Source organism: Leptospiraceae bacterium (assembly GCA_025059995.1).
In the GTDB taxonomy this organism is placed as follows: domain Bacteria; phylum Spirochaetota; class Leptospiria; order Leptospirales; family Leptonemataceae; genus SKYB61.
Window position 1 is genome coordinate 174,380 of sequence record JANXCF010000005.1, and the last position, 24,146, is coordinate 198,525.

Below are 24,146 nucleotides of genomic sequence, written 5' to 3' on the forward strand. Positions count from 1 at the left end.
TCGCTAATATATCTGGAAGTTGTATAGACTTCTTCTTCACTTTCTTGGTATTCTTTTTCTACTTTGGTGTTTTCTCTCTCTATGACGTGAGATTCTAATTCTTGAACTGACTTATGATTATCTGTATCAATTCTGAACTCATCAATTTCTTTATTTTCGTCAATTTCGGGTTGAACTTGGTCTTGTAATTCTACTTCTTGTTTCTTTTTTTTCCCTCTTTTTGTGGATGGCATTTTACAACTCCTATCTGAAATATTCCAAAATGAATTTCATATATATGATGTATTAGTAAAAAAAACGAAATTTAAAACTTAACGTATTTTAATGGATTGATTGCTTTGTCTCTATATATAACTTCAAAATGCAAATGAGGACCTGTTGATAACCCAGTATTCCCTGAAATTCCAATCACTTGACCTGCCTTTACCATTTGACCTTCTCTTACACGTATTTTACTCAAATGGGCATATAATGTTTTATAATCAGAACCATGCTTCAATATGATAGTTTTTCCATATCCACCCAAAAACCCGGCAAAGTAAACAATCCCATCTCGTGCTGCCCTCACGGGTTCATAATGCAAAGAAATATCAATCCCAGAGTGAAAATGTCTATATCCAAACAAAGGATGTATTCGATATCCGAAATGCGAAGAGATCTTTCCCTTCACAGGAGAAACCCAAATAGGCGGTGGTTCAGGTATCACAGCATTAGGTAGAAAAATTTTTTTCCCAACAGGTAAAATGGCATAACTCACAAGTTCATTGTCTTTAATAATATCCTCCACAAGGATTTGGTACTTTTCTGCTATCTGCACTAACCGATCTCCTTTTTTGATTTTATAAAATATCCCTGCTTTGTTGGGTATCTTCAAGACCTGCCCCACTTTAAGTTTCGTATGATCCTTTAACTGATTTTCTGTTATAATAAACTTTGCCGGGATTCGATATTTAGCCGCAATAGCATTTAAAGTATCACCTTCTCTAACTGTATAACTAATATACTTTACTTTTTTATCTTGTAAAGCTTTTTCTACTTCTGTGTCTTCTTTCAAAAGTCGGTTTTTGTATTCTTCGGATTTTCGTTCAATCTCTTCGGGATTGAATTTTGTGAGTTCCATTACCTCAGAAACTTGTTTTTCTCTTGATTCGGTTAATATGGGTTTTTTTTCATTGGTTGTAGCGACTCCACTTTTGGAAAATACCATAAAGAACAAGAGAAAGCCAGAAACCGAAAATCCCGCTACCAGACTTATTTTTTTGTAAGGTAATTCTGAAAAATCAATCCTCCCGACATGAGGTTTACTTTTCGTTGGAATAGTATAGACAAACTTCCCACCCCCTATGTGGGTTATAGATAATTTTCCTTTAAATTCAATTCGCTTTACATCATATCTTTGTTGGAATCGCTTGTGATACTGCATTAATCTACCTTTACTCTAAAATTATCGAAATTTTATTGATTTTATTTTTTCTTTTGGGTTTCTTTTTTTTCTTCTTCTTTTTCTTTCATTGGGAAAGTTTCTCCAAAGGACTCTTCAATCAGTTTTTCAATATCCTTTTTTTGTCCTCCTGTTATCGTTACCATACCTTTTACAATCACACCTGGAGTCAAATACAATACAGGGGTTTCTATGTCTCCTAAGAGTTTTCCGTTTTTTTCGATACGCACTTCTTCGGACGCTTGAATGTTTCCGATCATAGTTCCTGCTATGGACACACTTCTGGCTTTGATATTGGTTTTGACTTTTCCTGTTTCGCCGACGACTAATTCATCTTCGGTTTTGATTTCTCCTTGAAATTTACCATCAATACGTAAAGAACCCGAGATATAAAATTTTCCTTCGAAAATGGAACCAGGACCGATTACACTATTTAAAGACTCATTTTTCCCAGCCATATATTTTACCTCGCTTCAATGGTTTGGTAAACGTTAATTTTTTTTTGTTAAAAAAGTAAATATCTTTTTAATTTTTTAATCGCTTTCTATATCCAATGGTGTTAACAATGGTTTTTGAAAACCTGTTCTTAACAAAGCCATGATAAGTTTTTTATTTACTTCCGCTCGCTTTTTTGTATCATCGCTTGCGTATTTATGCTTCATGATTTCAGAATAAATCTCAATGGCTTCTTCGTATTGTTTGTTTACATAATTTAAATAAGCAATTTTTTCAAGTATTTTTCCTATGGGGAATTCATTTCGCAGGGTTCGTATGGACTGTAATCGAAGTTGGATGTTGGGAAGGTGTATCCTTTGTATTTCGTAGTATCTTTTTGTTTTTTCTAAATCCTCTTCGAAGTATAGTGAGTTTTTTAGACTCAAAGCTTCCATCTTCTTTTCTTTTTCTTGACGTAAGTATTCTTCTTCGAGAGCTTCCAAAGTTTCATCAAGAGATTTCAAATTCAGCAATGTCTCTTTTTCTTTATCTGGATTTTTTTTAGCTTGATAATACCTTGCTAAAAGGATTTGTATTTCTACGAGATTTCGGAAATTCTGGTTTTTTTGTTCTTCTGTCATTTCTTGTTGTTTTTGTGTGATGGAGTTTTTCATTTCATTGAGGGTTTGCTCTGCATTTATTTCTCTGTCGAGCTCTTCAGCACTATAGTGATCTAAAAAAAATTTTATATAAAACAACAAAAATCTCTGATATGCATTCAAAACGGAATTATCTTGGTTCTCTTCGAAAATCAGATTTCGTTGGTCTGGGAATTGTTCGAGGTGTTTTTTCCATTCTTGGAGTTGAGACTTCGCTAAGCTGATATTTTGCACAGCTTGATAATAAGAAACCAATCGCTGGTAGTGAATAAGATTTCTTGGATCATTTTTGGGTGCATGTTGAAACCACTTCTTTTCGATTGTAATTCCCTTGAGAGAATCCTTTTCTCGAAAGTACTCCTGCGAAAGCAAATGGATGTATTCGATGTTCTCAGGATCCAACTTATTAGCTAACTCCAATAAATGAATATACCCTATAAATTGAGAATACAAAGTTTTATTAACTCCTAAAACATTCCCCGTTCCTCGATAAAAAGACGATTGATTAAGAACTCTTTCTCTTTCTTTATGAGCTTCTTCGATTCGTTTTGTCAAAGTAGCAATTCGATAAACCAAATTTGCGTATTCTTTTCGGAGTTTGGTTTGTTCTTCTAAAAACGTTTCTTGATAAGCTATGAGGTTATCCCATTGGTTTTTTAGTTCCTGCCATTTTTGCTGGAATTGACGTAAATTTTCGTTTTGTAAGTTTCTATCCCTTCGGATCTGTGCTTGATAATACAATTTTTTTATCTCTTGAATTTCTTGGAGGTTTTTTTGAAAATTCTGATATAAAACCAAAAAGTTATTTATATTGTCTCTTAAGTTTTGGTCTGAGAGCTCTTTTTGGTAGTTATCATCACCAAAAGTCTTTTTCCAGTATTCAAACGTAGAAACTTCCTCAAGAAATTTAGGATTTTTTATAAAAAGTTCCAAATTATGGATTTCAATGGTATCTGGCAGAGCTTCTTTTTTTTTAGTAATATCCAATATAGGGATAGCATATTGTAATGCCTGCAAATAGCTAGAAACGGCATTCGTAGGTCGATTTAAGCTTTCATAGAGTTTACCTTGAAATTCAAAAGCAAAATACAAATAAGGCGAAAACAACCTTTTGGTTTTTTGTAATTCCTCTAACTTTCGAACAAATAACAAAAGATGGATCTTATCCAAAGGAAATCGATAAAAGTCATAAGGAATGGATATTTCTGATTCTCGCAAATATCTTTCTTTTTGAAATTGCTGATAGTAGGTTTGGATTTCTTTTTGGAGGTTTTGCAAAATCTCTTGGGGTTCAAAGACTTGATTTTCCCAATGTTCGTAAAGCCTTTGGATTCGAGAAAAATCCAAAACTTCACTGGGTGGTCGTATAGCCTGAGCTACCAAAGAAAAAGAGAAAGGAAAAGAAAACAATAACGATAAAATCAAAAAAACCAAAACCTTCATTTTTAAGGATATTTCGGAAAATAATTGTTCTTTTCTACTTTTAAAAAAACTTTTCAAACTCGTAAAAAGCAAAAAAATTAAAGATCCCATGTGTACTTTAACCATTTTTTCTTACGAGAAAGATCGTTCATTTCTGATAGCGTTCAATCGAGACGAACTCAAAATTAGAAAGATAGCTTATCCTCCCTCTTTTTATGAGTTTCGTGGGATCAAACAACTTTATCCCAAAGATGCGGAATCCGGAGGTACTTGGATAGGAATTAATGATCTGGGATTTGCTTTTGTTTTGTTAAATTACAATCAAAAAGGACTTTATAAAAATTATGCCACCAACCCAGTTTACTTAAACAAAAAAAGTCGAGGCTTTATCATTCCTCCTTTGCTGGAATTTTCAACAGAAACAGAAATCTTGCAAGCCATGAAAACCTTACCCTATGAGCAGTTTTCACCCTTTCGATTGATTTTCTTTAATCCCCACAAACAAAAAATACATGCTTTGATTTATACAGGAAGGGGGAAAAAATACCGAGAGTATTGTTTGCCATTCTTTCAAGCATCTTCAGGCATTGGAGATTTAAAGATGTATCCTATCCGAAAGCGCTTGTTTAAAGAATTCTTGAAAAACCCTACCAGCTCCAAACAGCAAATTCGTTTTCATCATTACTATAACAAAAAAAAGCCATCCAATGGAATCCTCATGAATCGTAAACTTGCTCATACTGTGAGTCAAAGTTTTATTCTTCTGAAAGAGAAGAAAGTTTATTTTCATTACAAAGATGTAATCCAAAAGAAGAAATATAAATATCAAATGACACTAAAAACTCCCATTGCTTTGTGAAGAATAAAAAGGAGCTGTAGCTCCTTTTTAGCAGTCGTAGTAGAGAACAAACTCATAAGGGTGAGGTCGTTGGTTTACAATTTGTTCTACTTCTGCTCGTTTGTAGGCTATGTAATTATCAATAAAGTCTTTATCAAAAGCTCCTGATTTCAAAAGCCATTCTTGATCTTGTTCAAGAGCATCTAAAACCTTAGTCAAATTGGCAGGCACGGCTTTGATTTTCTTTTTCTTTTCTTCTGGGACATCATATAGATTGAAGTCTGCTGGTTCACCGGGATCTATTTTATTTTGTATTCCGTCTAACCCAGCTAAGATCATCGCAGCAAATGCCAAATAAGGATTTGCTGAGGGATCAGGGGTTCGGAATTCAATCCTTCGAGCTTTATCTCCATGAACCGCCACTGGAATACGTATCGCAGCTGACCGGTTTCTCGCTGAATAAACTAAACTCACAGGTGCTTCGTATCCTGGAACCAATCGTTTATAGCTATTTGTCGTGGGATTTGTGAAGGCACACAAAGCAGGACCGTGATGCAAAATTCCTCCAATATAGTATTTGGCAATTTCTGAGAGATTAGCATACCAATTACCTGCAAAGAGATTTTTCCCGTCTTTCCATAGAGACTGGTGAGTATGCATTCCTGAACCATTATCTCCGAAAAGAGGCTTAGGCATAAAAGTAGCAGAAAACCCATTCCTTCTGGCAACGTTTTTGACTACGTATTTAAAAAGTTGTAGTTTATCTGCTTGTTTTAGAGCATCGTCTAATTTAAAGTTGATCTCTGCTTGACCTGCACTAGATACTTCATGATGATGCCTTTCTGGTGGAATCCCCATTTTATTTAGCATTTCTGTCATTTCGGTTCTTAGGTTCTGAAATTGATCATTTGGTGGTAAAGGGAAGTAACCCTCTTTCGTTCGCATTTTGAAGCCCAAATTGGGTTTTTCGTCAACCCCCATTCGCCAACGTGCATCAATGGAATCAATGAAGTAAAATCCTTGATTGGTAATTTGCTCATAGCGAACATCACTGAAGATGAAGAACTCCGCTTCTGGTCCCATGTAGCATGTATCCGCAATCCCCGTGCTTTTCATATATTCTATGGTTTTCTTCAAGATATATCGAGGATCCCGGTTGTAAGGCTTTGGAGGCTCTCCATTTTTAGGAGGTTCGTAAATATCAGCGATCACGGCTAAGGTTTTGTGCTCAAAAAAAGGATCAATATACGCACTGGTAGCATCTAATCGTGCCAACATGTCGGACTCTTGAATGACTTTCCATCCACGAATGGAAGAACCATCAAATCCAATTCCATAATAAAAAGCATCTTCATCTATTGCATCAATGTGAAATGTCACATGATGCATCATCCCCAACATATCAGTGAATCGAACATCAATGTATTCTATTTTTTCATCTCTACAATACTTTAATAAACTTTTTGGGTCTTTGGGTAAATCATACATAGAGTTTCTCCTGATTTAGATTTTTTAAACGAAATAGGTTTCGCTATTAAGAATCTGCAAAAACAATTCCTAACAATTTGGATAAATTACGATTTATGAATAAAACAATTTGTCAAAGAAATAGGCAAATTACACAAAAAATAACACCATAGAAAAAGAGAATTTTAGCATTTTTAAAAGGGCTTTAAAACATGAATTGACATAAAAATCAATTTTATCTTTATTCATGTATCATGAAAGAAATCAGAAGAACTAAACGGATTCTTCCTTTCAAAAGAGAGCATGAAGAGTTTCGAGAAATTGTTCGGGAATTTGTAGAAAAAGAAATTGTGCCTTATCATTCTCAGTGGGAGCAAGAGGGGATTGTGCCAAGAGAACTTTGGGAAAAAGCAGGAAGTTTAGGGATACTATGTCCTAATTTTCCTCCCGAATACGGTGGTGCAGGTGCTGATTTTTTGTTCAACGTGGTTGTGATTGAAGAATTGGCAAGGGTAGGAGCTTCAGGAGTTTTTTTTAGTTTGCATAGTGATGTGGTAGCTACTTATATTCTTCATTATGGAACAGAAGAACAAAAAAAACGATGGCTTCCTGATATCATAGCAGGAAAGAAAATCTTAGCCATTGCCATGACAGAACCAAATGCAGGTTCCGATTTAGCAGGAATACAAACCACGGCTGTGGATCAGGGAGATCATTATTTAGTGAATGGATCAAAAACGTTTATTTCCAATGGGTATTTAGCGGACTTAGTGGTTGTAGCCGTAAAGACCAACCCCAAAAAAGGAATTAATGGGATTTCTTTACTGGTTTTGGAAAGAGGGATGGAGGGTTTTGAACGAGGAAAGAAATTAAAAAAAATTGGGCTCCATGCCCAAGATACAGCTGAGTTGTTTTTTCACAATGTAAGAGTTCCCAAAGAAAACCTTCTAGGCAAAGAGGGATATGGATTTCGTTATTTGATGAATGAACTGGCAACCGAACGTTTGGTGCTTGCTATCTCGAACATGCGCTCAGCAGAAGTGATACTTGACATGACCGTAGATTACGTAAAAACCCGTCAAGCCTTTGGTAAACCCATCGGGAAGTTTCAAAATACCCAATTTCGTTTGGCGGAATTGTTTACGGAACAATGTGCTGCAAGGGCATTTTTGGATTTGGTGATTCTCCGATATCTGGAAGGAAACAAAGTCACCGTTGAAGCTTCTCAATGTAAACTTTTGTGTTCTGAGTTATTAAAACGTCATGTGGATGAATGTTTACAATTTTTTGGTGGCTATGGTTATATTTTAGAATATCCCATTGCTAAGGCTTATATTGATGCCAGGGTTCAAACCATCTACGCAGGAACTTCTGAAATCATGAAGGAAATCATTGCCAGTAAAGGCTTAGGATTATAATCAAAATCTCAGCCAAAGAAAGTGTAAATCCCAATCGGTTTCTTTTTCTTCGTCCGTCAAAAGAGCTCCATACTTGGGATATAAATACAAAGGAACTCTTTCTCGTTTGCTGTATTTTGTTTTGGAAATTCCTAGAAGTCCCCCTAAGAACGTGAATTTCCATTGATACGGATTTGATTTATAGTGGAATCCCAAAAAAAATAAATTCCATTCGTCATAATCACGGTTCCAACGAAAACTCATAATCCTCATCAAGAAGGACAAATATCGATCGTTATTTTCGAAGCGTTGGTATTCTATTAAAGAATAAAAATTTCCCCAAATCTTTTCGAAATAATCGTCAGGTAAGGGCCACAACGCCAAAACCCGCCAGCCAAAGGAAGTTTCTTCCCGCCAATAGCTCATGAATGGCCAAAGTTTCCAACTTATGGTTTCTACTTGTTCTTGTTGGTAGTAACGATAATGGTGATACCAGAACGGGAGGAAAAAACGATAATTTGATTGTATTAGAGCTGATTCCGTTTTCAAATTCCCCCAAAAGATAAAATAAAAATTCGTTTCTTTATAATAGGAAATATCCTTTACCCCAGATCGGTGATGAACGTAAAAAGGAAAAAATACCCACCTTCGAAGGTAAGGTCGATCAGAGCGGCTATATTGAAAGAGTATCCAAAGAAATTTAAAGTCAAAGGCATTTACGACTTTATCTTCTCCCCATGAAATCAAAGAAATCGGATACAAAATGCTATAGGCATACATATTTCCGTGTTGGGACCTCTTTTGAGCATAAAAAGGAAAAAACATAAAAAAAGATCTGGGTTCTTTTTTGTCTAAGCCGTCCCAACCCCATTGAAAAAAGGGCCAAAGCAAGGTCTTACGATTGTATTTACCTTCGTGAACTTTACTGGAATAAAATGGCAGGAATCGAAAATCTTTTCTTTTAAAGCCATCGCCCCCCCACATAGTAAGAGGCCATAAAATGGAATATCCACGGTAATTTCGATATTCCCAAGAAACATACAATGGGAAAAGCACATATCGGATTTCTTCCCAAGATACTTTGTCTTTTAAGATTCCAAAAAAAGGAAAAAAACTAAAAAACCTTTCCTTGGGATTATTCCCATAACCCCAGTAGAACAAAGGAGTTAAAACCAACTCTCCTTCTGTTTTTTCTATTTGGTCATACTTTTCATCTTTGTTAAGTAGATACAAAAAGGTCCATGTATTCCAATAATTGGTTCCATGGGAGTAATACAAAGGATACAAAAAAGAATAAAATCGATATGCCCTTTCATGATTCTGATAGCTTGAGTAGAAAGGATGTATTACAATCTCTTTTTGTTCTATGGATTGGCTTGAGTCATACAAAAAAAGGAATTCATAGTAATCAATGGGTCCTTCGGTTTTAACAGAAGTAGGATGCCTTCCTAAAAGGTCTTGATTCTCGGAAAATAAGAAGACAAAAAACAAAAGAAAAAATCTTAAAAAAAACATATAATATTTAGTGAGGGGGATGAAACCCCTCTAAGAATTAGGCTTATCAAGGGAAAGGCTTATTGTTTGGGAATCTTAATGACTTGACCTTGTTTTAATTTGCTCCAATCTATTTCGGGATTCAACTCTTCGAGTTTCTCACGGGTAGTTTTAAACTTATTAGCAATCTTGAGAAGTGTGTCCCCTCGTTGGATTGTGTATTCTTGGAAATTTGGTTTTACTTCTTGAGGTTCTTGCTTAGGTGTTGTTGGTTCTTGTTTTGGTTCTTGTGGTTGAGGAGTTGCAGGTTGTTGTGCTTGTTGGGTTTGTTGAGGTTCAATTTTCGCTTGTTCTTGCTTTGGAGTTTCTTTTTGACCACGAGTAAAAATCAAGATGCCAATTAAAATCAAAATCACCACTAAGACAGCAATTAGGATTTTGTTTTTGTTAGCCTCTTTGATTTCTTGGGTTTCTTTGGTTTCTTGTGCTGCTGGTATGACTTCTTGGTGGATTTCTTTTTGAGCTTGCGTAGAGGGTTCGTGTAAGGAAAGTTCTTTTCGTTGTTCTTCTAATTTTGTTTCAACTTCAGATGAGATTAATGATTCCTCTTTCTTTGTGGTTTTTTTTGCTTCTTTCTTTGCTGCTTTCTTTGTTTCTTTTTTTCCTGCTACTTCTTTCTTTGCTGTTTTCTTCGTTGTTTTCTTTGTTGCCATATAAACAAGATTTTTGATTCGATATCTATTTTCAACTCATTTTCAAAATTTGCCATTTTGATTGTTTTAATTTTTTAAATATTTTATCAATTTTCATTAAGTTTTATTAAAACTTCAAAACAAATAGGTTGTGCTGATGAAGATATCTTTCGATTAAATTTAGGTTGCTTATATCCTGAATCGAAATTAATTGGTAGGTATGAACAAAAAAATCTTCTTTATACTTGTGTCTCTTATCGCATTAGTCTTGAGTCTCTTCTTTATCAATCCTGATACAAGTCAGACCTTGCTTATCGTAGATGCTGATTATGTCGTTGATAACAAGGCTTCACTTTATAACAAAGAATTACGTATTCGTGGATTTGTAAAACCCGGAAGTATTTTACGTATGGGGAACAAAGCGGAATTCATCGTAACCCATAACAACAAAGAGGTCCTTGTTTACTTTAATGGAAAAACTCAAATTCCAGATACGTTTGGCGATGCTGCTCCTGTAAGAATTGATGGTCGATTACAACCCGATGGTCGATTTGTTGCCTACAAAATAGAAGCAAAATGTGCTTCTAAATACGAAGCTCCCTCCTATACAAGCACCCTTCCTCAAAATACAAAAAACCTGTGAAAACCAGTATAACCTATAAGAATAAGGAAAGTCAATTATGCTAAGCTGGAATGAATTAGGTTCCATCACAATTGTAGTCATTGGTATTTTGGTATTGTTTTCTTTTTTGATGGGATTATTGAGCCTCCCCACAAAATTAAAATTCCAACTCCTTCGATCTCTTATCTTAGAACTGTTATTTCGTAAAAACAAACTCAAGGTCATTCGTTTTTATCGAAGGATCGTAGAAGTTTGGGAATATCTGTCATTAAAAACCTTTGAATTTCTCAAGATCAACAAAAACCAAGCCTTAGAATTAGCAAAACAAGGTCTCATTGTCAATTTCTTCGTCACACTGATAGCGGCTACTATCCTATGGATACAATTAATAATTAGTGATTATTCGAGTAAGTATGTCGTAAGTTATTCTTCGGATGGTTTATCTCTTTTTTATCGGCTTACTGCGATTTGGGCGGGTCCTAGTGGTTCTCTTTTGTTTTGGTATCTGATTTTGAGCTTTTTTTCTTTTTATGTTTTGTATAAAGATCGATTCCAACTTCAAAATCGAATTCCCATTGTGATTTTGATTCTTAGTTCTATTCATCTGCTCTTTATTTCGTTGATTTTGTATTTTGAGGATGGTCAACCTTTCCTTGAATACTACGCTCCCATGAAGGCAGGAAAGGGCATGAATCCTCTTCTCCTTCATTGGGCGATGATTATCCACCCCCCGATTTTGTATATTGGTTATGTTAGCTATGCTATTCCGTTTGCGTTATATATCAGCTCTGTGATTTCGGGAAATGTTCGTCAGGATTTACTTTCGCTTTTTCGAAGGTGGGGTTTGTTTTCTTGGTTTTTTTTGGGTTTTGGGATTTTGTTGGGAAGTCTTTGGGCATATGAAGAACTTGGATGGGGCGGTTATTGGGCGTGGGATCCCGTTGAAAATGCGAGTTTGATGCCATTTCTTTTCGGAACTGCGTTTTTACACTCCTTGGCGGTTTTGGAACAACGAAAAATGTTTCATTTTTGGAGTTTGCTTTTGATTGTTCTTACGTATCACTTTTGCCTTTTGGGGACCTGGATCACACGTAGTGGTGTGATTGAAGGACCTCATTCCTTTGCTAAATCCGACATCGGAATCCCGTTGATTATTTATATTATCATTAGCTTTTTGTATTTTGTTCGTTTTCTTTACTTCAAAAGACATCTTTTGGTGTCAAAAGAACACATCCAAAATATAACATCAAAAGAAGGGAGCTTCTTACTCAATAACTATCTAATGGTGATTTCTGTTGTGATTATTTTGATAGGAGTGTTTTCTCCTTTGATTCCTTATCATTGTTCTTTTAATGATGGATTTCAATGCTTTAAGGTTGAATGGAAACCCACTACTTTCAATAAAGTAATGGTTCCTATTGGGATTCTAATGCTACTAATCATGGGTCTTTCTCCATTACAATCATGGCGTAAACCCATAAGCCATATTTACGAAAAATCCATCAAAAAACCTCTATGGATAGGTTTGATTGGAACTCTTTTGTATGCTTTTGTTTATTTCTTTTATCTTCGTCCTTTTGTGAAGCTTGAGAATAGTCCATGGGGACCTCAGATCGTTGCTGATATTTTCTCTATCTTGACGGTGGGAATTGGAATTTTTGTGATTGCAGGTATCGTTCAAGAGTATCAAAGGGCTATACGAGTTCGAAGAATCCGAATGAAGGAATCCCTTTTCCAATCCTTTATCCAAATTCTTCGAAGGAATCAACGAAGGTATGGGGGATATTTGGTTCACCTTTCGATTGTGATCTTATTTATTGGTTTTTCGGGTGGTTCCTTCAAAACCGAGTATCAGGTTCAATTCCATTATACTTTGATGCCACCTCAAAGTGAAAACTCGCCTTATATTTATTACTACAGTGGGGATAAGGTGTACATTCAAGGATATACGATTGAAGCAAGAGAACTTTTCATTCGTCCTTTTTTTGAACCAAATGCTGATCCCAATAATCCCATTTATTTGACTATATCACAAGAATCCCACTATCGAGTCAATCCCACACAGCATTTGCCAGTGATTACAGCAAGCCAAGTTGATCCTTACCAATTTGCCAATGAACCAACACCATTCTTAGAAAAAATCGAAAACCTTGCTTTTGGCATAATTAGCGATCAACGTATGATCACGGAACGAAGGTTTTACCCTCAAATTCATCCCTATACAGGAGATTTAATTAGGACTCCGATCGGTTTTGGAGAAAGATTGGTAACAAGCGAACCAGAAATCATTTCCAGTTGGACAGAAGACATTTACATACAAGTTGGAGCCATCTTTGATCCCCATCGCAACAAAACCCCTGACATTGCCAGTATGTTTGAGTTTTATTACTATGATTTGAAAAGAAGCCCAGAAGCTTACTATATGCTTTTCCCAAAAAACATTGTTGTGGATGTGCAAATTTGGATCAATCCTTTCATGAAGTTGCTATGGTTGGGAACGTTTTTGTTTTTCATCGCAGGTTTGATTGTTTTTCTACCCCAAGTCGAGATAAAAAAGTAAACCAACACTTTGATCTCAGATGGAATTTATTAAAGTTCTCATTCTGATTTTTTTGTTTTTAGCGGTAGTTTCTCTTTTTTTCCTTTGGTGTCAAAGAACTCAGAAAAAACAAACAACACACCACGAGGTAAAGTATGAAAAGAATTTTATTGATTTTTCTAACTAACTTTTCTTTGTCTGCGCAGTTTTTGATTCAAGCGGAAATTTGGAATGGCACTACATCCACCCCCGCAAAGGCTGATAAAATCGAAATCTTTGAGTTAACAGAAGAAGGCATCCAACTACGAAAAACAATCGAAGAACCCACATCGTATTTTGAATATCCGGTTTCAACTATCAATCCCTACATTATCCGAGCTCATTATCGAGATGAATTTTATGGCGAGATGATTTCCAATCAAGAGTTCCAACAAAAGAACATTAGAAAAAAAGTCTTTGTTTACGAAACAACGAAAGATCTTCAAGGATTGGATTTTCATTCAGGGTATCAAATCACAAAGTTTGACAAAAATTTAGAAATCCAAATGATTTACGTCATCAAAAATCAAACAAACCCTCCAAAAAGTATACTACCAAGCGAAGTGGAATTTTACTTACCAAAAAATGCAAATATCCTTATAGCTACCATTTCTTACGAAAAGACAAAGATACCTCAGAGAGTTGAAGTTCAAAAAAAAGAAGAAAGTTTTGTCATCAATAGAGCTTTTAAGCCAGGAAATTCGGAATTAGTGGTGCAAGTAGAAATCCCGGAATTTCATTTTGAACATCAAATTGATCCCATCCAAAATAAAATCAAAAAAGAAAATCAGCGGATTTTTCGTGTCATCATGTGGCGTCCCGAGGAACTCCAACCCAAAGTCGAAGGTGGCACCTTGGAAGAAAAACAAATCCCGAACTTGGGGAAAGCTTTTTTTATTTATTATGATCAATCGGTTGTGAAAATGGATTTTTCTCAAGGTCCAGTGATTTTTAAAGATCCATTGAAAGCTTATAAAAATCCCATTTTTGATAAACCTTGGAAAACCACGTTCGCTTTGATTTTAGGAACCCTTTTGATTTTTTTACTCATTCCTATTTTTGCGGGGCTTCAAATTCGAGTATCAAAACATGCTTAAACTACAAAACTTTTCTCGATACTACGGAAGCAGACAAGTTCTATTTAATCTCCACTTAGAACTCCAATCCAATGAAATTTTATGTGTCCTAGGACCAAATGGAGCGGGAAAGACCACCTTGCTTGAAGGAATTCTTTCTCATCATCGCATGGGAGAATCCAAAATCTTTTTCGAAGGAAAAGAAATCCGAACCCTATCAGAGCATTATGAATTTTTACAACACGTTTCTTACTTAGGGCATGAACCTGGACTTTTTTTGGATTTCAATTTGCTGGAAAATTTACAGTATTTTCTTTCTTTGTATCAACCTAAAAAGAAAGATGTTTTGGATTGGAATCAAATTGAGTTTTATCTAAAAGAAATCCAACTTTATTCTCGTAGGTTTGAGGAGGTTCGTAATTATTCACGGGGTATGAGGCAACGGGCAGGATTGATCCGATGTCTTATTACCAATCCTAAGATTCTACTGTTGGATGAACCTCTCACAGGAATGGATTTTCAGGGACAGAAATTTTTATTGGAGTTTTTAAAAGACTTTAAGAAAAGAGGCTCTGTCATCGTTGTAACTCATGACGATGAGGCTTTTGAAGAAGTAGCCGATCGTTTTATCGCCCTCAAGAAAGGAAGGATCATTGCAGATATCCCGAGAAAAAAATACACGACCTCCGCAAAAGAAAAACTCCAAGAACTTTTAGCTTCTTAGTTTTCTAAAAAAAGCCACTAGTTCCAAGTGGGGCGTTCTGGGAAAGAAATCAAAGATTGCTAACGAAATGGGCTCATAGTGATTTGCCATTAAAACCTTAACATCCCTTTCAAACGTTGCAGGATTACATGATGAATACAAAATAGGAATGGATGCAGAACCTAAGGATTTTAATAGTTTTTTCCCTATTCCATTTCGAGGAGGATTGACAATTACGACGTTGAAATCATTTGGAATCGAAATAGGTTTTTGATACAAATCTACTTGAAAAAATTTATGTTTTTTCTTTAATTTTTCGAAATTTCGACGGGCATATGCCAACGAAATGGGGTTGGATTCGTAGCCTTCTACATAGGAAACCTCATCATTGAAAGAACCACTAATAAGGCCTGTTCCACAAAATAAATCCATCACCCGTAAATCTTTTTTACTGATATGATTTTGGATTTGGTTTTGAATCCAATCCAGCCAGCTTCGAATCAAAAAACGGTTGGTTTGTAAAAAACAATCCGTAGATAACTTCCAATTTTTCTTGGGTAGTCTAATTTCGAATTCTTGATTCACATACACCTGATCGTGGATGAAAAACAATTTTTGTTCTTTTTGATGGGAGTAGGGAAGGTGGGTTTTGATAAACTCATTGAGCTCTCGGGGGAGATTTCGGCAACCTTCTTCTGGCAAACCCACAATTTCATTCGAAAGGATTTGAAAAAATCCTTTTTTTTGATTTCGAAAATGGATTTTAGCTTGGTTTCGATATTGGTAAAATGGAGAAAAAAACAACTCCCACGCAACTGAATCCAAAATCCTTTTTATTGTAGGGAATTCTTTGAGTAATTCTATTTTAATATTTATTTCATCCTGATAACTTATATTTCGAAAACTACAACCACCACAGATGGGGAAAACACTGCAATCATTTTCAATTCGGCTGGGATTGGCAAACAAAACCTCCTCAACGAAACCAAAACCAATATGCTTATTTTCTTTGATGATACGAAATCGAATTTCCTCTTGGGGTAGAGCTCCATGAATAAAAAAAGGCTTATCGTTGTAATATGTCAAAACATAGCCGTTTTGAACCCATTTTAGGGTTCTACTCCTTTTGGTCATTTTTAAAGAGCGTGTCTTCAGAAACTTCTTCTATTTTCGCTTCATTATTCTCGGACTTTGTGAGTTTGTAGATTCTTCCTTTTGCTTGTTCCAAGTAGTTTTTACAATAATCCCTTAGTTTTACTCCTTCTTCATAAAGACTTAACATTTCATCTAAAGGTAAATCTTCTTTTTCGAGTTTTTCTACGATTTCTTCTAGCCTTTTTAATGCTGTTTCGAAATCATGATATTCCATAATTCAAACTCTAAATCATTTTCGAATGATAAATTCTTGTTAACTCAATGAAATGGGAACTCATGGTTTGATTTCTTCTAGCAAAAATTTTTTCGTGATCCTTCAAGAAACGTTCGAGTTCATACCGATGTCCTCGTATTCCCCAAGAAAAGGGTGGAAGGTAGGGAGGTGGGCTACCTCCAAAAACATTGCTACCAATATCAAGGATGGTGCCCGTATTGAGCATAGTTCCAATCGAAGTTTTGACACAATCGCCAATGATGGAGCCAAATTTCAAACGGTTTGTGTTAAAAAGAATTGGGGTGTCCCTCAAATCAGGTAAACGGGATTGAGGAACATATAACTTCACTTCTCCATAGTTATTTTTTAAGTCTGATGTAGTAGTAAGAGCTCCCAAATTTACCCAATCTCCAATGATACTATGACCTACAAATCCTTCGTGATGTTTATTCGAAAAATTTCCAAAGATGCTGTTTTCAATCTCTCCACCAACTCTACAGGAAGTTCCCAGAATCACTCCACCCGTGATCCTGGCATTGTCAATATGGCAACCCTCAGCTGCATAGAAAGGACCTTCAATGTAAGTAAAGGCTGTGATTTTTGTGTCTTTCTCAATCACAATCGGACCTTTACGTGCATCCAACACCACCCCGAAAGTCGCCTCAACAGAAGGATGTATCCAAACATCGGAGGGATTCCCAATGATTTGAATATAACTATGGGAAGATACGTAATTTTCTCGCTTCAAAAAACGAAGATCTTCTTGTAGGTTTTTCAAAACAGAATCCAGAGAACGAAAAATATCAAAGTCTTGAGAAGAATAAATCTCTACACCTTCAAAGATTTCTTTTAAATAATGATAGATTTCGCGGATATTCCCTTTCCGTTTGATTTCGTTGGAGATTTCTGGATAGGCTTCTCGAAAAGAACGCCATTGGTTTTTTCTACTGAAAATTTTTTCTAATACAGGTTCAGGATGAAAGTAAAGGACGTTTTCAATCCCTTTGACTTTTTTGAGTCTTTCAATAGGAGAAAATACCCCATTTCGTATTTCAAAAATACTTTTGTATCTTGCAATAATCCTACAAAATGGGGTATCAAAATCAATTAGTAAAATTTGATTTTTTTCCATCAGACTCTAAATAAAAGATCCGTATAATCAGGCATTGGCCAGTAGTTTTTATCGACCATTAATTCTAATTCGTCTACTATTTCTCGAAGTTCTTTCATGGCTTTGTTGAGAATCGCATCACGCATATAGCAAGCATGTTCGTAGGTGTCTTTGAATTCTTGGTTTTCTCCTTCGATGGCTTTTTCTAATTGTTGGATTTTTTCATCTAAGATTTTGAATTTTTGATTGAGGTTGCGTAGTAATTTTCTTTGGATTGGAGCTTCCTCTTGGATCTTTTCAATTCTTATGATGGTATCAGCAATTTCTTTGATATAACGATTCACAGCAGGTTGAATCATTTGCCTTGCCATTGTGAGCATTGTATTAGCTTCTATCCGAATAGTTTTGATATAATTTTCTAATACAATTTCATATCGAGATTCCAATTCTCTCTTGTTGAAAACTTTTAATTTTTCATACATTCGAACATTTTTTTCTGCGATAATTGCTTTTGCCGCATCTACGGTATTTGTGATGTTCGGAAGTCCACGTCGTTTTGCTTCTTCCACCCATTCTTGAGAATAGTTATTTCCGTTGAAGATTATGCGTTTATGTTTTTTGTAGATATCAGCTACAATATCCAAGATGATTTCTTCTAAGGATTTGTTATTTTTTTGCAATTCTGCTTCTAATCGATCGGCTATCTGAGATAGGGTTTCTGCGACAATACTATTGAGAGTGAAGTTTGCCGCTGCTATGGATGCCGTAGAAGGAACCATACGAAATTCAAACTTGTTTCCTGTAAAAGCAAAAGGAGATGTTCGATTTCGGTCTGTATTATCTTTGGGTAGGTGTAATAATTGAGAAATTCCAATGTCTAAGTTAGAAGTTCCATATTGGATTTTATCCATTTCTCGCTTTTCGATTTTTTCTAGGATTGAAGTTAGCATATCTCCCAGATAGATGGAAATGATAGCTGGAGGTGCTTCATTAGCTCCTAAGCGAAAATCGTTTCCAGGAGTTGCAGCTGAAACCCGTAATAAATCTGCATAATCATCGATAGCCTTAATCACGGCAACCAAGAAAATTAAAAACTGATGATTTTCATGAGGAGTGGTGCCTGGATCTAAAAGATTGATTCCATCATCGGTTTGGATGGACCAGTTGTTGTGTTTTCCAGAACCATTCACGTAAAGAAAGGGTTTTTCGTGAAGTAGGCATACCAGTCCGTGTCGGTTAGCAACTTTCTTGAGGGTCTCCATTATGATCTGGTTATGATCGACAGCGATGTTAGCATTTTCGAAATTAGGGGCAATTTCGTGTTGTGCAGGTGCTACTTCGTTATGTCGGGTTTTTGCAGAAACCCCCATTTTCCATAGTTCATTATCCAACTCCTGCATGAATTCTGAAATTCTTTCTTTGATGCTTCCAAAATAGTGATCTTCCATTTCTTGACCTTTAGGAGGACGAGCTCCAAAGAGGGTTCTTCCAGTAATGATTAGGTCTAAACGTTTCTCGAAGTATTTTCTATCGATCAAGAAGTATTCTTGTTCAGGTCCTACTGTCGAATAAGCCCTTTTGCTTGTTGTGTTTCCCAATAGACGAAGCACTCGAATCACTTGATTGGATAACACCTCCATACTTCGTAGAAGAGGAGTTTTTTTATCCAAAGCATCACCGTTGTAAGAAATAAATGCCGTAGGAATACAAAGAACCTTTGTTCCACTGCTTTCTTTGATGAAGGCTGGAGAAGTAATGTCCCATATTGTGTATCCTCGTGCTTCAAAAGTGCTTCTTAATCCTCCCGAGGGGAATGATGATGCATCAGGTTCACCTTTAATCAGTTGCTTTCCTGACAATTTTGTAATAGCAATTCCTGTTTGGATGGGGTGTAAAAAAGAATCGTGTTTTTCTGCGGTAAAACCTGTCATAGGTTGAAACCAATGAGTAAAGTGGGTAGCTCCTCTTTTGATAGCCCATTTTTTCATGGCTTCAGCAATTACATTTGCGTGTTCTAATGACAAAGGTTCACCATTTTCGATAGCTTTTAAGTAAGCTTTAAAAGTTTCTTTCGGAAGGTATTTTTTCATTTTTTTGATGTGGAAAACGTTTGAACCAAAATACTTTTCTATCTGATTTTTTCCTATCTGCGTTTTTGATCTGGTCTTCATAAGATAATGTTTTTTTTTAATTTTTGTTTTTCAATCTTTTTCGATGAAGTTTATTCGACTGTTACGGATTTTGCCAGGTTTCTTGGTTGGTCCGGTTCGCAGTTTCGTTCAATTGCCATATAATAAGCAAATAATTGAAGGGGTATGATAGACAAAATTGGGGTGAGGATTTCTAAAGTATCAGGGATTTCGAAATAGTCATCAACAATATGAGGGATTTGAGTATCTCCTTCCGTGATAATGGCTAAGACTATTCCTTTTCTTGCTTTCACTTCTTGGATGTTGGAAACCATTTTATCGTATACAGAAGACTTGGGAGCTATGCAAATCACGGGGACGGTTTCATCAATTAAGGCTATGGGACCATGCTTAAACTCTCCTCCGGCATAGCCTGAAGCATGAACGTAAGAAATTTCTTTTAGCTTGAGGGCACCTTCTAAAGCTGTTGGATGATTAAAATTACGTCCTAAGAAAATAAAATCCCTTGAGTCTTTGAATCGCTTTGCCCAGTTTTGGATTTTTTCTATTTTTCCAAGAATGGCTTCCATTTTTGATGGAAGTTTTCGGATTTCATTGAAGATTTCTTCCCTTTGTTCTCGGGTTGTTAGCCATTTGATGCCTGATAAATACAAAGCAAAAAAAAGTAAATGAAGCAACTCCGAAGTATATGCTTTCGTCGAAGCAACTCCAATCTCAGGACCTGCCAACAAGTCAATATAAGCGTTCGATTCACGAGCAATCGAAGATTCCGTCCGATTCACAAAAGATAATACTTTGCAAAAACGAGCTTTAGCCTCATGAACTCCTGCTAAAGTATCAGCCGTTTCTCCGCTTTGAGAAATCGCAATCACGAGAGTGTCACCTTCCGCTATGGGATTTCGGTATCGAAATTCAGACGACAAATCCACCTCTGTAGCAATCCTTGCAAAATTTTCTATGTATAATTTCCCGACTAATCCAGCATGCCATGAAGTTCCCGCACTGGTGATCATTATCCTCGTGATTTTGGTAAAAACGTCATTTGATAACTTCATTTCGTTAAAAAGAACTTTTCCTTTTTCTCCCATCCTTGTATCGATGATTTTACGAAAAATGTCAGGTTGTTCGAAGATTTCTTTGAGCATATAATGTTCGTAAGGACCTTTATCTAAGCTGATGGCTTGGATTTTGATTTTTTCTAATGTTGGTTCTACGGGCTCATTTTGATAATTAAACACAACAAATTCTTTTTGAGTTATCCAACCCCATTCTTTGTCCTTGATTACATAATATTCTTTTGCTTGTGGGATCATGGCAACAATATCACTTGTCAAAAATGACTCCTCTGGATTTTTCCCGTAAAGCAAAGGCGAACCATCTTTTATAAAATAAATCCTATCGGGTTCATATTCAGATAAAATAACAACGGCATATTTCCCTTCAATCCGTTTGATTACCTCAGGTAGAACATTTTTGATTTCTTTTGTATTTCGTTTTTTTAGTTCTTCTTCGATGAGATGAACTATCACTTCAGTGTCGGTTTCTGAACGCATCAAGTGTCCTTTTTGTAGGAGCTCATTTCTCAAGTTATGATAGTTTTCGATGATTCCATTATGGCATATGGCAATTTTTTCTTCGCAATCTACATGAGGGTGAGCATTTTGTTTTGAAGGTTCTCCATGAGTTGCCCAACGGGTATGACCAATGCCAATTGTTCCTTCAACGGGTTGGATTTTTAAAAGATATTCTAAATTTCGGATTTTCCCTTTGTCTTTTCGGATTTCTAATTCACCATTATCAATCACCGCCAAACCCGCAGAATCGTATCCTCGATATTCTAAACGTATTAACCCCACGATCAAAACAGAATTAACCGACTTATTACCCACATAACCAATAATGCCACACATATGAATTCACATTTTTTTTCTTTTGATTGAACTCAAGAAAATAAAAACTTATTTGAAAAAAAATATTTACAAACATAACATGAGTAGTTTTTAAGATACATTGTGTTTAATCTTTCTTTTGGAGTTCTTTTATTTTTTCTTTTACTTCGTTGGTGAGGTGTAATTTAGAATATTTTTTTAGGTTTCGTTTTGCAAACCATCCTGAGTTTACTTCTACAGCATACATTATTGGTTCTGAAGGAGTGTAGGTTTTTTCTGTATTGGGTTTCATAGTTTGAACTTCTGTAAGAAATCCTTCTTTATCGAAAAAACCAATATCCAAAGGGATAAAAGTGTTTTTCATCCAAAAGGAATGATAATCTTCGTAAGGAAATACAAACAACATCCCTTCGTTTTCGTGCAAATGATTTCGATACATCAAACCTTTTTGTCTTTGTTCTTGAGTTACAGCTAATTCTACCAAAAGAGAATGTTCATTGATTTTGATTTCATATTTTTTTGAAAACCCCCATGAACAAGAAACAAAAATCAATATAACCACATAAGCTCTCATACACAAGAAATAAAAATGCTAATTCTTTTGTAAATGATTCTTTTTTATAGAAATGCTTGCTTAAGGAAGCTGCATTGATTATAATGAAAATTTATAAGTTTTTTTTACTAATTTAATTAAGTCATGTTCAACAGAAAACTTTATTTATTTTTTTAAAACAGAAAAAAGTATTTTTTTCTTGCATGAAAGATAGATTGATTAGAATCGATTATCATGGAGCAAAGACAAATACTGCCAACGAGTGTAGAACGTCCTTTAGAGAAGCTGAGCGAATCTGACTTAAATCTTCTTAGAAAAATGTATCGAGATATGCTTTTGATACGACGCTTCGAAGAGGCAGCAGCACGATTATATGCACAAGGAAAATTCGGTGGTTTCTGTCATTTGTATATTGGTCAAGAAGCCGTAGGAACTGGAGTCATTTATGCTCTTCAAGAAAAAGACTATATCATTTCCACGTATCGAGATCATGGGCATGCCTTGGTACGTGGTCTTGATCCTCGAGCTCTCATGGCAGAACTTTTAGGAAAACGCACAGGTATTGTAAAAGGGAAAGGCGGATCTATGCACTTCTTCGATGTTCATAAAAACTTCCTAGGAGGACACGGAATTGTGGGAGGACACGTAGCATTGGCATCAGGCGTGGGCTGGGCAATTAAATATAAAAAATTAGATGCCGTTGTAGTGGCTTTCTTCGGAGAAGGAGCAGCAAATATTGGGGCTTTTCATGAAGGATTGAATTTGGCAGCATTGTGGAAATTGCCTGTGGTTTTTGTTTGTGAGAACAATCACTACAGCATGGGAACTCCTATTTATCGTGCTTTGTCTGTTCCTGATGTTAGTATCCGTGCAGTTGCTTATAACATGGAAAGAGATAAATTTGATGGTGATGATGTATTGTATGTTTATAAAAGAATTCTTCCTTACATTGAAAAAGCAAGACGAGGAGAAGGACCTTCTTTAATAGAAATTAGCACTTATCGATTTCGAGGTCATTCCATGTCGGATCCGGCTAAATATCGGACACCCGAAGAAGTTGAAACTTGGAAGCGGCGAGACCCAATCTCTCGAGCTCAGAAAATGCTGGAATACAATGGGGTTGATGAAAAAGAATTTGCAAGGATTGAAGCCGAAGTAAGAAATATTGTTGAAGATGCGATAAGATTTTCTGAAGAATCTCCAGAACCAGCACCCTATGAATTATACACGGATGTTTATGTAGAATAAGGGGAGGGAGACTATGCCAAAGATTACCTATCGAGAAGCTGTTCGTAGAGCTATGATCGAAGAAATGGAGCGAGATCCAAATGTGTTTTTGATGGGGGAAGAAGTAGGCCACTATCAAGGAGCTTATAAGTGTAGTCAGGGTATGTTGGAAAAATTTGGAGAAATGAGGGTAGTTGATACTCCCATCTCAGAACAGGGTTTTGCGGGAGTTGGGATTGGTGCGGCAATGTTGGGATTACGTCCCATCATCGAGTTTATGACATGGAATTTTTCGTTGGTGGCTTTTGATCAAATCTATAACAATGCAGCAAAAATTCTTTACATGTCAGGCGGGCAAATCCCGATTCCGATTGTTTTTCGTGGTCCTGGAGGTGCAGGTGGGATGCTTGCTGCTCAACATTCCCAGTCTCTTGAGGCTCTATATGTTCACTGTCCGGGCTTGAAGGTAGTAGCACCTGCCACTGCTTATGATGCCTATGGACTTCTGAAGAGCTCTATCCGTGATAACAATCCAGTGATTTTTATTGAAGGTGAGGTTCTGTATAACACCTCATGGGAAGTTCCTGATGAGGAATTTTTAATTCCGATTGGAAAAGCAGATGTAAAGCGAGAAGGAAAGGACTTCACCATCATCACTTGGAATCGAGGGTTTTGGTTTACAATGGAAGCTCTGGATCGAATCCTCAAAGAAGGATATGATCCTTTGATCTTAGATTTGAGGAGCTTAAGACCCATGGACGAGCAAGCCATTATCGAAGCTACTTTAAAAACAGGAAGGGTTTTGATTATCGAAGAAGGTTGGCCAAGGGCTTCTGTGGGTTCGTATGTTTCCGATTTCATCCAAAGAAATTGTTTTTATGACTTGCATGCTCCTATTTTGCGGGTTAGTCAAGAGGACGTCCCTATGCCCTATGCACGAAATCTAGAAAGATTGAGTTTACCTAATCCAGATAAAATCATGCAAGCAGTCAAAACCCTGATGAGCTTTTAGTTTTATTTTTG

The 24,146-nt window shown here is 36.1% G+C and carries 20 protein-coding genes; 8 read left to right on the forward strand and 12 right to left on the reverse strand.

Annotation, left to right across the window (positions count from 1 at the left end; all coding sequences use genetic code 11):
- Positions 1-304: 304 nt before the first annotated feature.
- The 3 genes from NZ853_08565 to NZ853_08575 form a co-directional block, all read right to left on the reverse strand.
- Positions 305-1,423 (reverse strand): M23 family metallopeptidase, encoded by a 1,119-nt coding sequence (locus tag NZ853_08565; GenBank protein MCS7205736.1) that lies wholly within the window; start codon positions 1,421-1,423, stop codon positions 305-307.
- A 41-nt stretch (positions 1,424-1,464) separates the two neighbouring features.
- The gene (locus tag NZ853_08570) at positions 1,465-1,899 is read right to left on the reverse strand and encodes a polymer-forming cytoskeletal protein (protein ID MCS7205737.1); all 435 of its coding nucleotides are present in this window, start codon (positions 1,897-1,899) and stop codon (positions 1,465-1,467) included.
- 75 nt (positions 1,900-1,974) lie between these two features.
- On the reverse strand, positions 1,975-3,978 hold the full coding sequence (locus tag NZ853_08575; protein ID MCS7205738.1) for a hypothetical protein: 2,004 nt from the start codon (positions 3,976-3,978) through the stop codon (positions 1,975-1,977).
- 88 nt (positions 3,979-4,066) lie between these two features.
- Between NZ853_08575 and NZ853_08580 the strand changes: the two genes are divergently transcribed.
- Positions 4,067-4,816: an NRDE family protein gene (locus tag NZ853_08580; GenBank protein ID MCS7205739.1), complete on the forward strand. Its 750-nt coding sequence runs from the start codon at positions 4,067-4,069 to the stop codon at positions 4,814-4,816.
- A 27-nt stretch (positions 4,817-4,843) separates the two neighbouring features.
- On the opposite strand, the gene glnA is transcribed toward NZ853_08580, so the two are convergent.
- Complete coding sequence (gene glnA, locus NZ853_08585) at positions 4,844-6,283, reverse strand: type I glutamate--ammonia ligase (protein ID MCS7205740.1); 1,440 nt, start codon at positions 6,281-6,283, stop codon at positions 4,844-4,846.
- A 233-nt stretch (positions 6,284-6,516) separates the two neighbouring features.
- Between glnA and NZ853_08590 the strand changes: the two genes are divergently transcribed.
- A complete protein-coding gene (locus NZ853_08590; GenBank protein MCS7205741.1) occupies positions 6,517-7,680 on the forward strand; it encodes an acyl-CoA dehydrogenase family protein in 1,164 nt (387 codons plus the stop codon).
- Here NZ853_08590 and NZ853_08595 read toward each other — a convergent pair whose 3' ends face one another.
- Together NZ853_08595 and NZ853_08600 are read right to left on the reverse strand one after the other, a co-directional pair.
- A complete protein-coding gene (locus NZ853_08595) occupies positions 7,681-9,174 on the reverse strand; it encodes a hypothetical protein (protein ID MCS7205742.1) in 1,494 nt (497 codons plus the stop codon).
- 59 nt (positions 9,175-9,233) lie between these two features.
- Positions 9,234-9,866, reverse strand: a complete 633-nt coding sequence (locus NZ853_08600; protein MCS7205743.1) for a LysM peptidoglycan-binding domain-containing protein — start codon at positions 9,864-9,866, stop codon at positions 9,234-9,236.
- Between the two features lie 199 nt (positions 9,867-10,065).
- Between NZ853_08600 and NZ853_08605 the strand changes: the two genes are divergently transcribed.
- The 4 genes from NZ853_08605 (at position 10,066) to NZ853_08620 (ending at position 14,845) form a co-directional block, all read left to right on the forward strand.
- Positions 10,066-10,488, forward strand: a complete 423-nt coding sequence (locus tag NZ853_08605; protein ID MCS7205744.1) for a cytochrome c maturation protein CcmE — start codon at positions 10,066-10,068, stop codon at positions 10,486-10,488.
- Between the two features lie 37 nt (positions 10,489-10,525).
- Positions 10,526-13,027 carry a cytochrome c biogenesis protein CcsA gene (ccsA, locus tag NZ853_08610; protein MCS7205745.1) on the forward strand — a complete coding sequence of 834 codons (2,502 nt, stop codon included), beginning with the start codon at positions 10,526-10,528 and terminating at the stop codon, positions 13,025-13,027.
- Positions 13,028-13,161: 134 nt separating this feature from the next.
- Positions 13,162-14,142, forward strand: a complete 981-nt coding sequence (locus tag NZ853_08615) for a hypothetical protein (GenBank protein MCS7205746.1) — start codon at positions 13,162-13,164, stop codon at positions 14,140-14,142.
- Positions 14,135-14,845 carry an ABC transporter ATP-binding protein gene (locus tag NZ853_08620; GenBank protein ID MCS7205747.1) on the forward strand — a complete coding sequence of 237 codons (711 nt, stop codon included), beginning with the start codon at positions 14,135-14,137 and terminating at the stop codon, positions 14,843-14,845. The genes NZ853_08615 and NZ853_08620 overlap by 8 nt, the downstream gene beginning before the upstream one ends.
- Here the strand turns inward: NZ853_08620 and NZ853_08625 are convergent.
- The 6 genes from NZ853_08625 to NZ853_08650 all read right to left on the reverse strand — a co-directional run bounded on the left by NZ853_08625 (position 14,834) and on the right by NZ853_08650 (position 21,917).
- Entirely contained in the window at positions 14,834-15,958 is a 1,125-nt protein-coding gene (locus tag NZ853_08625; protein MCS7205748.1) for a methyltransferase, read from the reverse strand. The two genes, NZ853_08620 and NZ853_08625, sit on opposite strands and share 12 nt — an antisense overlap.
- On the reverse strand, positions 15,942-16,193 hold the full coding sequence (gene xseB / locus NZ853_08630) for an exodeoxyribonuclease VII small subunit (protein MCS7205749.1): 252 nt from the start codon (positions 16,191-16,193) through the stop codon (positions 15,942-15,944). Before xseB ends, NZ853_08625 begins: the two co-directional genes overlap by 17 nt.
- A gap of 10 nt (positions 16,194-16,203) precedes the next feature.
- Positions 16,204-17,325, reverse strand: coding sequence for a glucose-1-phosphate thymidylyltransferase (locus NZ853_08635; GenBank protein ID MCS7205750.1), 1,122 nt, complete (start codon positions 17,323-17,325; stop codon positions 16,204-16,206).
- The gene (locus tag NZ853_08640) at positions 17,325-19,475 is read right to left on the reverse strand and encodes a glutamine synthetase III (GenBank protein MCS7205751.1); all 2,151 of its coding nucleotides are present in this window, start codon (positions 19,473-19,475) and stop codon (positions 17,325-17,327) included. Before NZ853_08640 ends, NZ853_08635 begins: the two co-directional genes overlap by 1 nt.
- 50 nt (positions 19,476-19,525) lie before the next feature.
- The gene (glmS, locus tag NZ853_08645) at positions 19,526-21,364 is read right to left on the reverse strand and encodes a glutamine--fructose-6-phosphate transaminase (isomerizing) (GenBank protein ID MCS7205752.1); all 1,839 of its coding nucleotides are present in this window, start codon (positions 21,362-21,364) and stop codon (positions 19,526-19,528) included.
- 106 nt (positions 21,365-21,470) lie between these two features.
- Positions 21,471-21,917, reverse strand: coding sequence for a DUF192 domain-containing protein (locus NZ853_08650; protein MCS7205753.1), 447 nt, complete (start codon positions 21,915-21,917; stop codon positions 21,471-21,473).
- Between the two features lie 297 nt (positions 21,918-22,214).
- On the opposite strand from NZ853_08650, the gene pdhA reads away from it, so the two are divergent.
- Positions 22,215-23,144, forward strand: a complete 930-nt coding sequence (gene pdhA / locus NZ853_08655; protein MCS7205754.1) for a pyruvate dehydrogenase (acetyl-transferring) E1 component subunit alpha — start codon at positions 22,215-22,217, stop codon at positions 23,142-23,144.
- 13 nt (positions 23,145-23,157) lie between these two features.
- Entirely contained in the window at positions 23,158-24,135 is a 978-nt protein-coding gene (locus tag NZ853_08660; GenBank protein ID MCS7205755.1) for a pyruvate dehydrogenase complex E1 component subunit beta, read from the forward strand.
- The last annotated feature ends 11 nt before the right edge of the window (positions 24,136-24,146 follow it).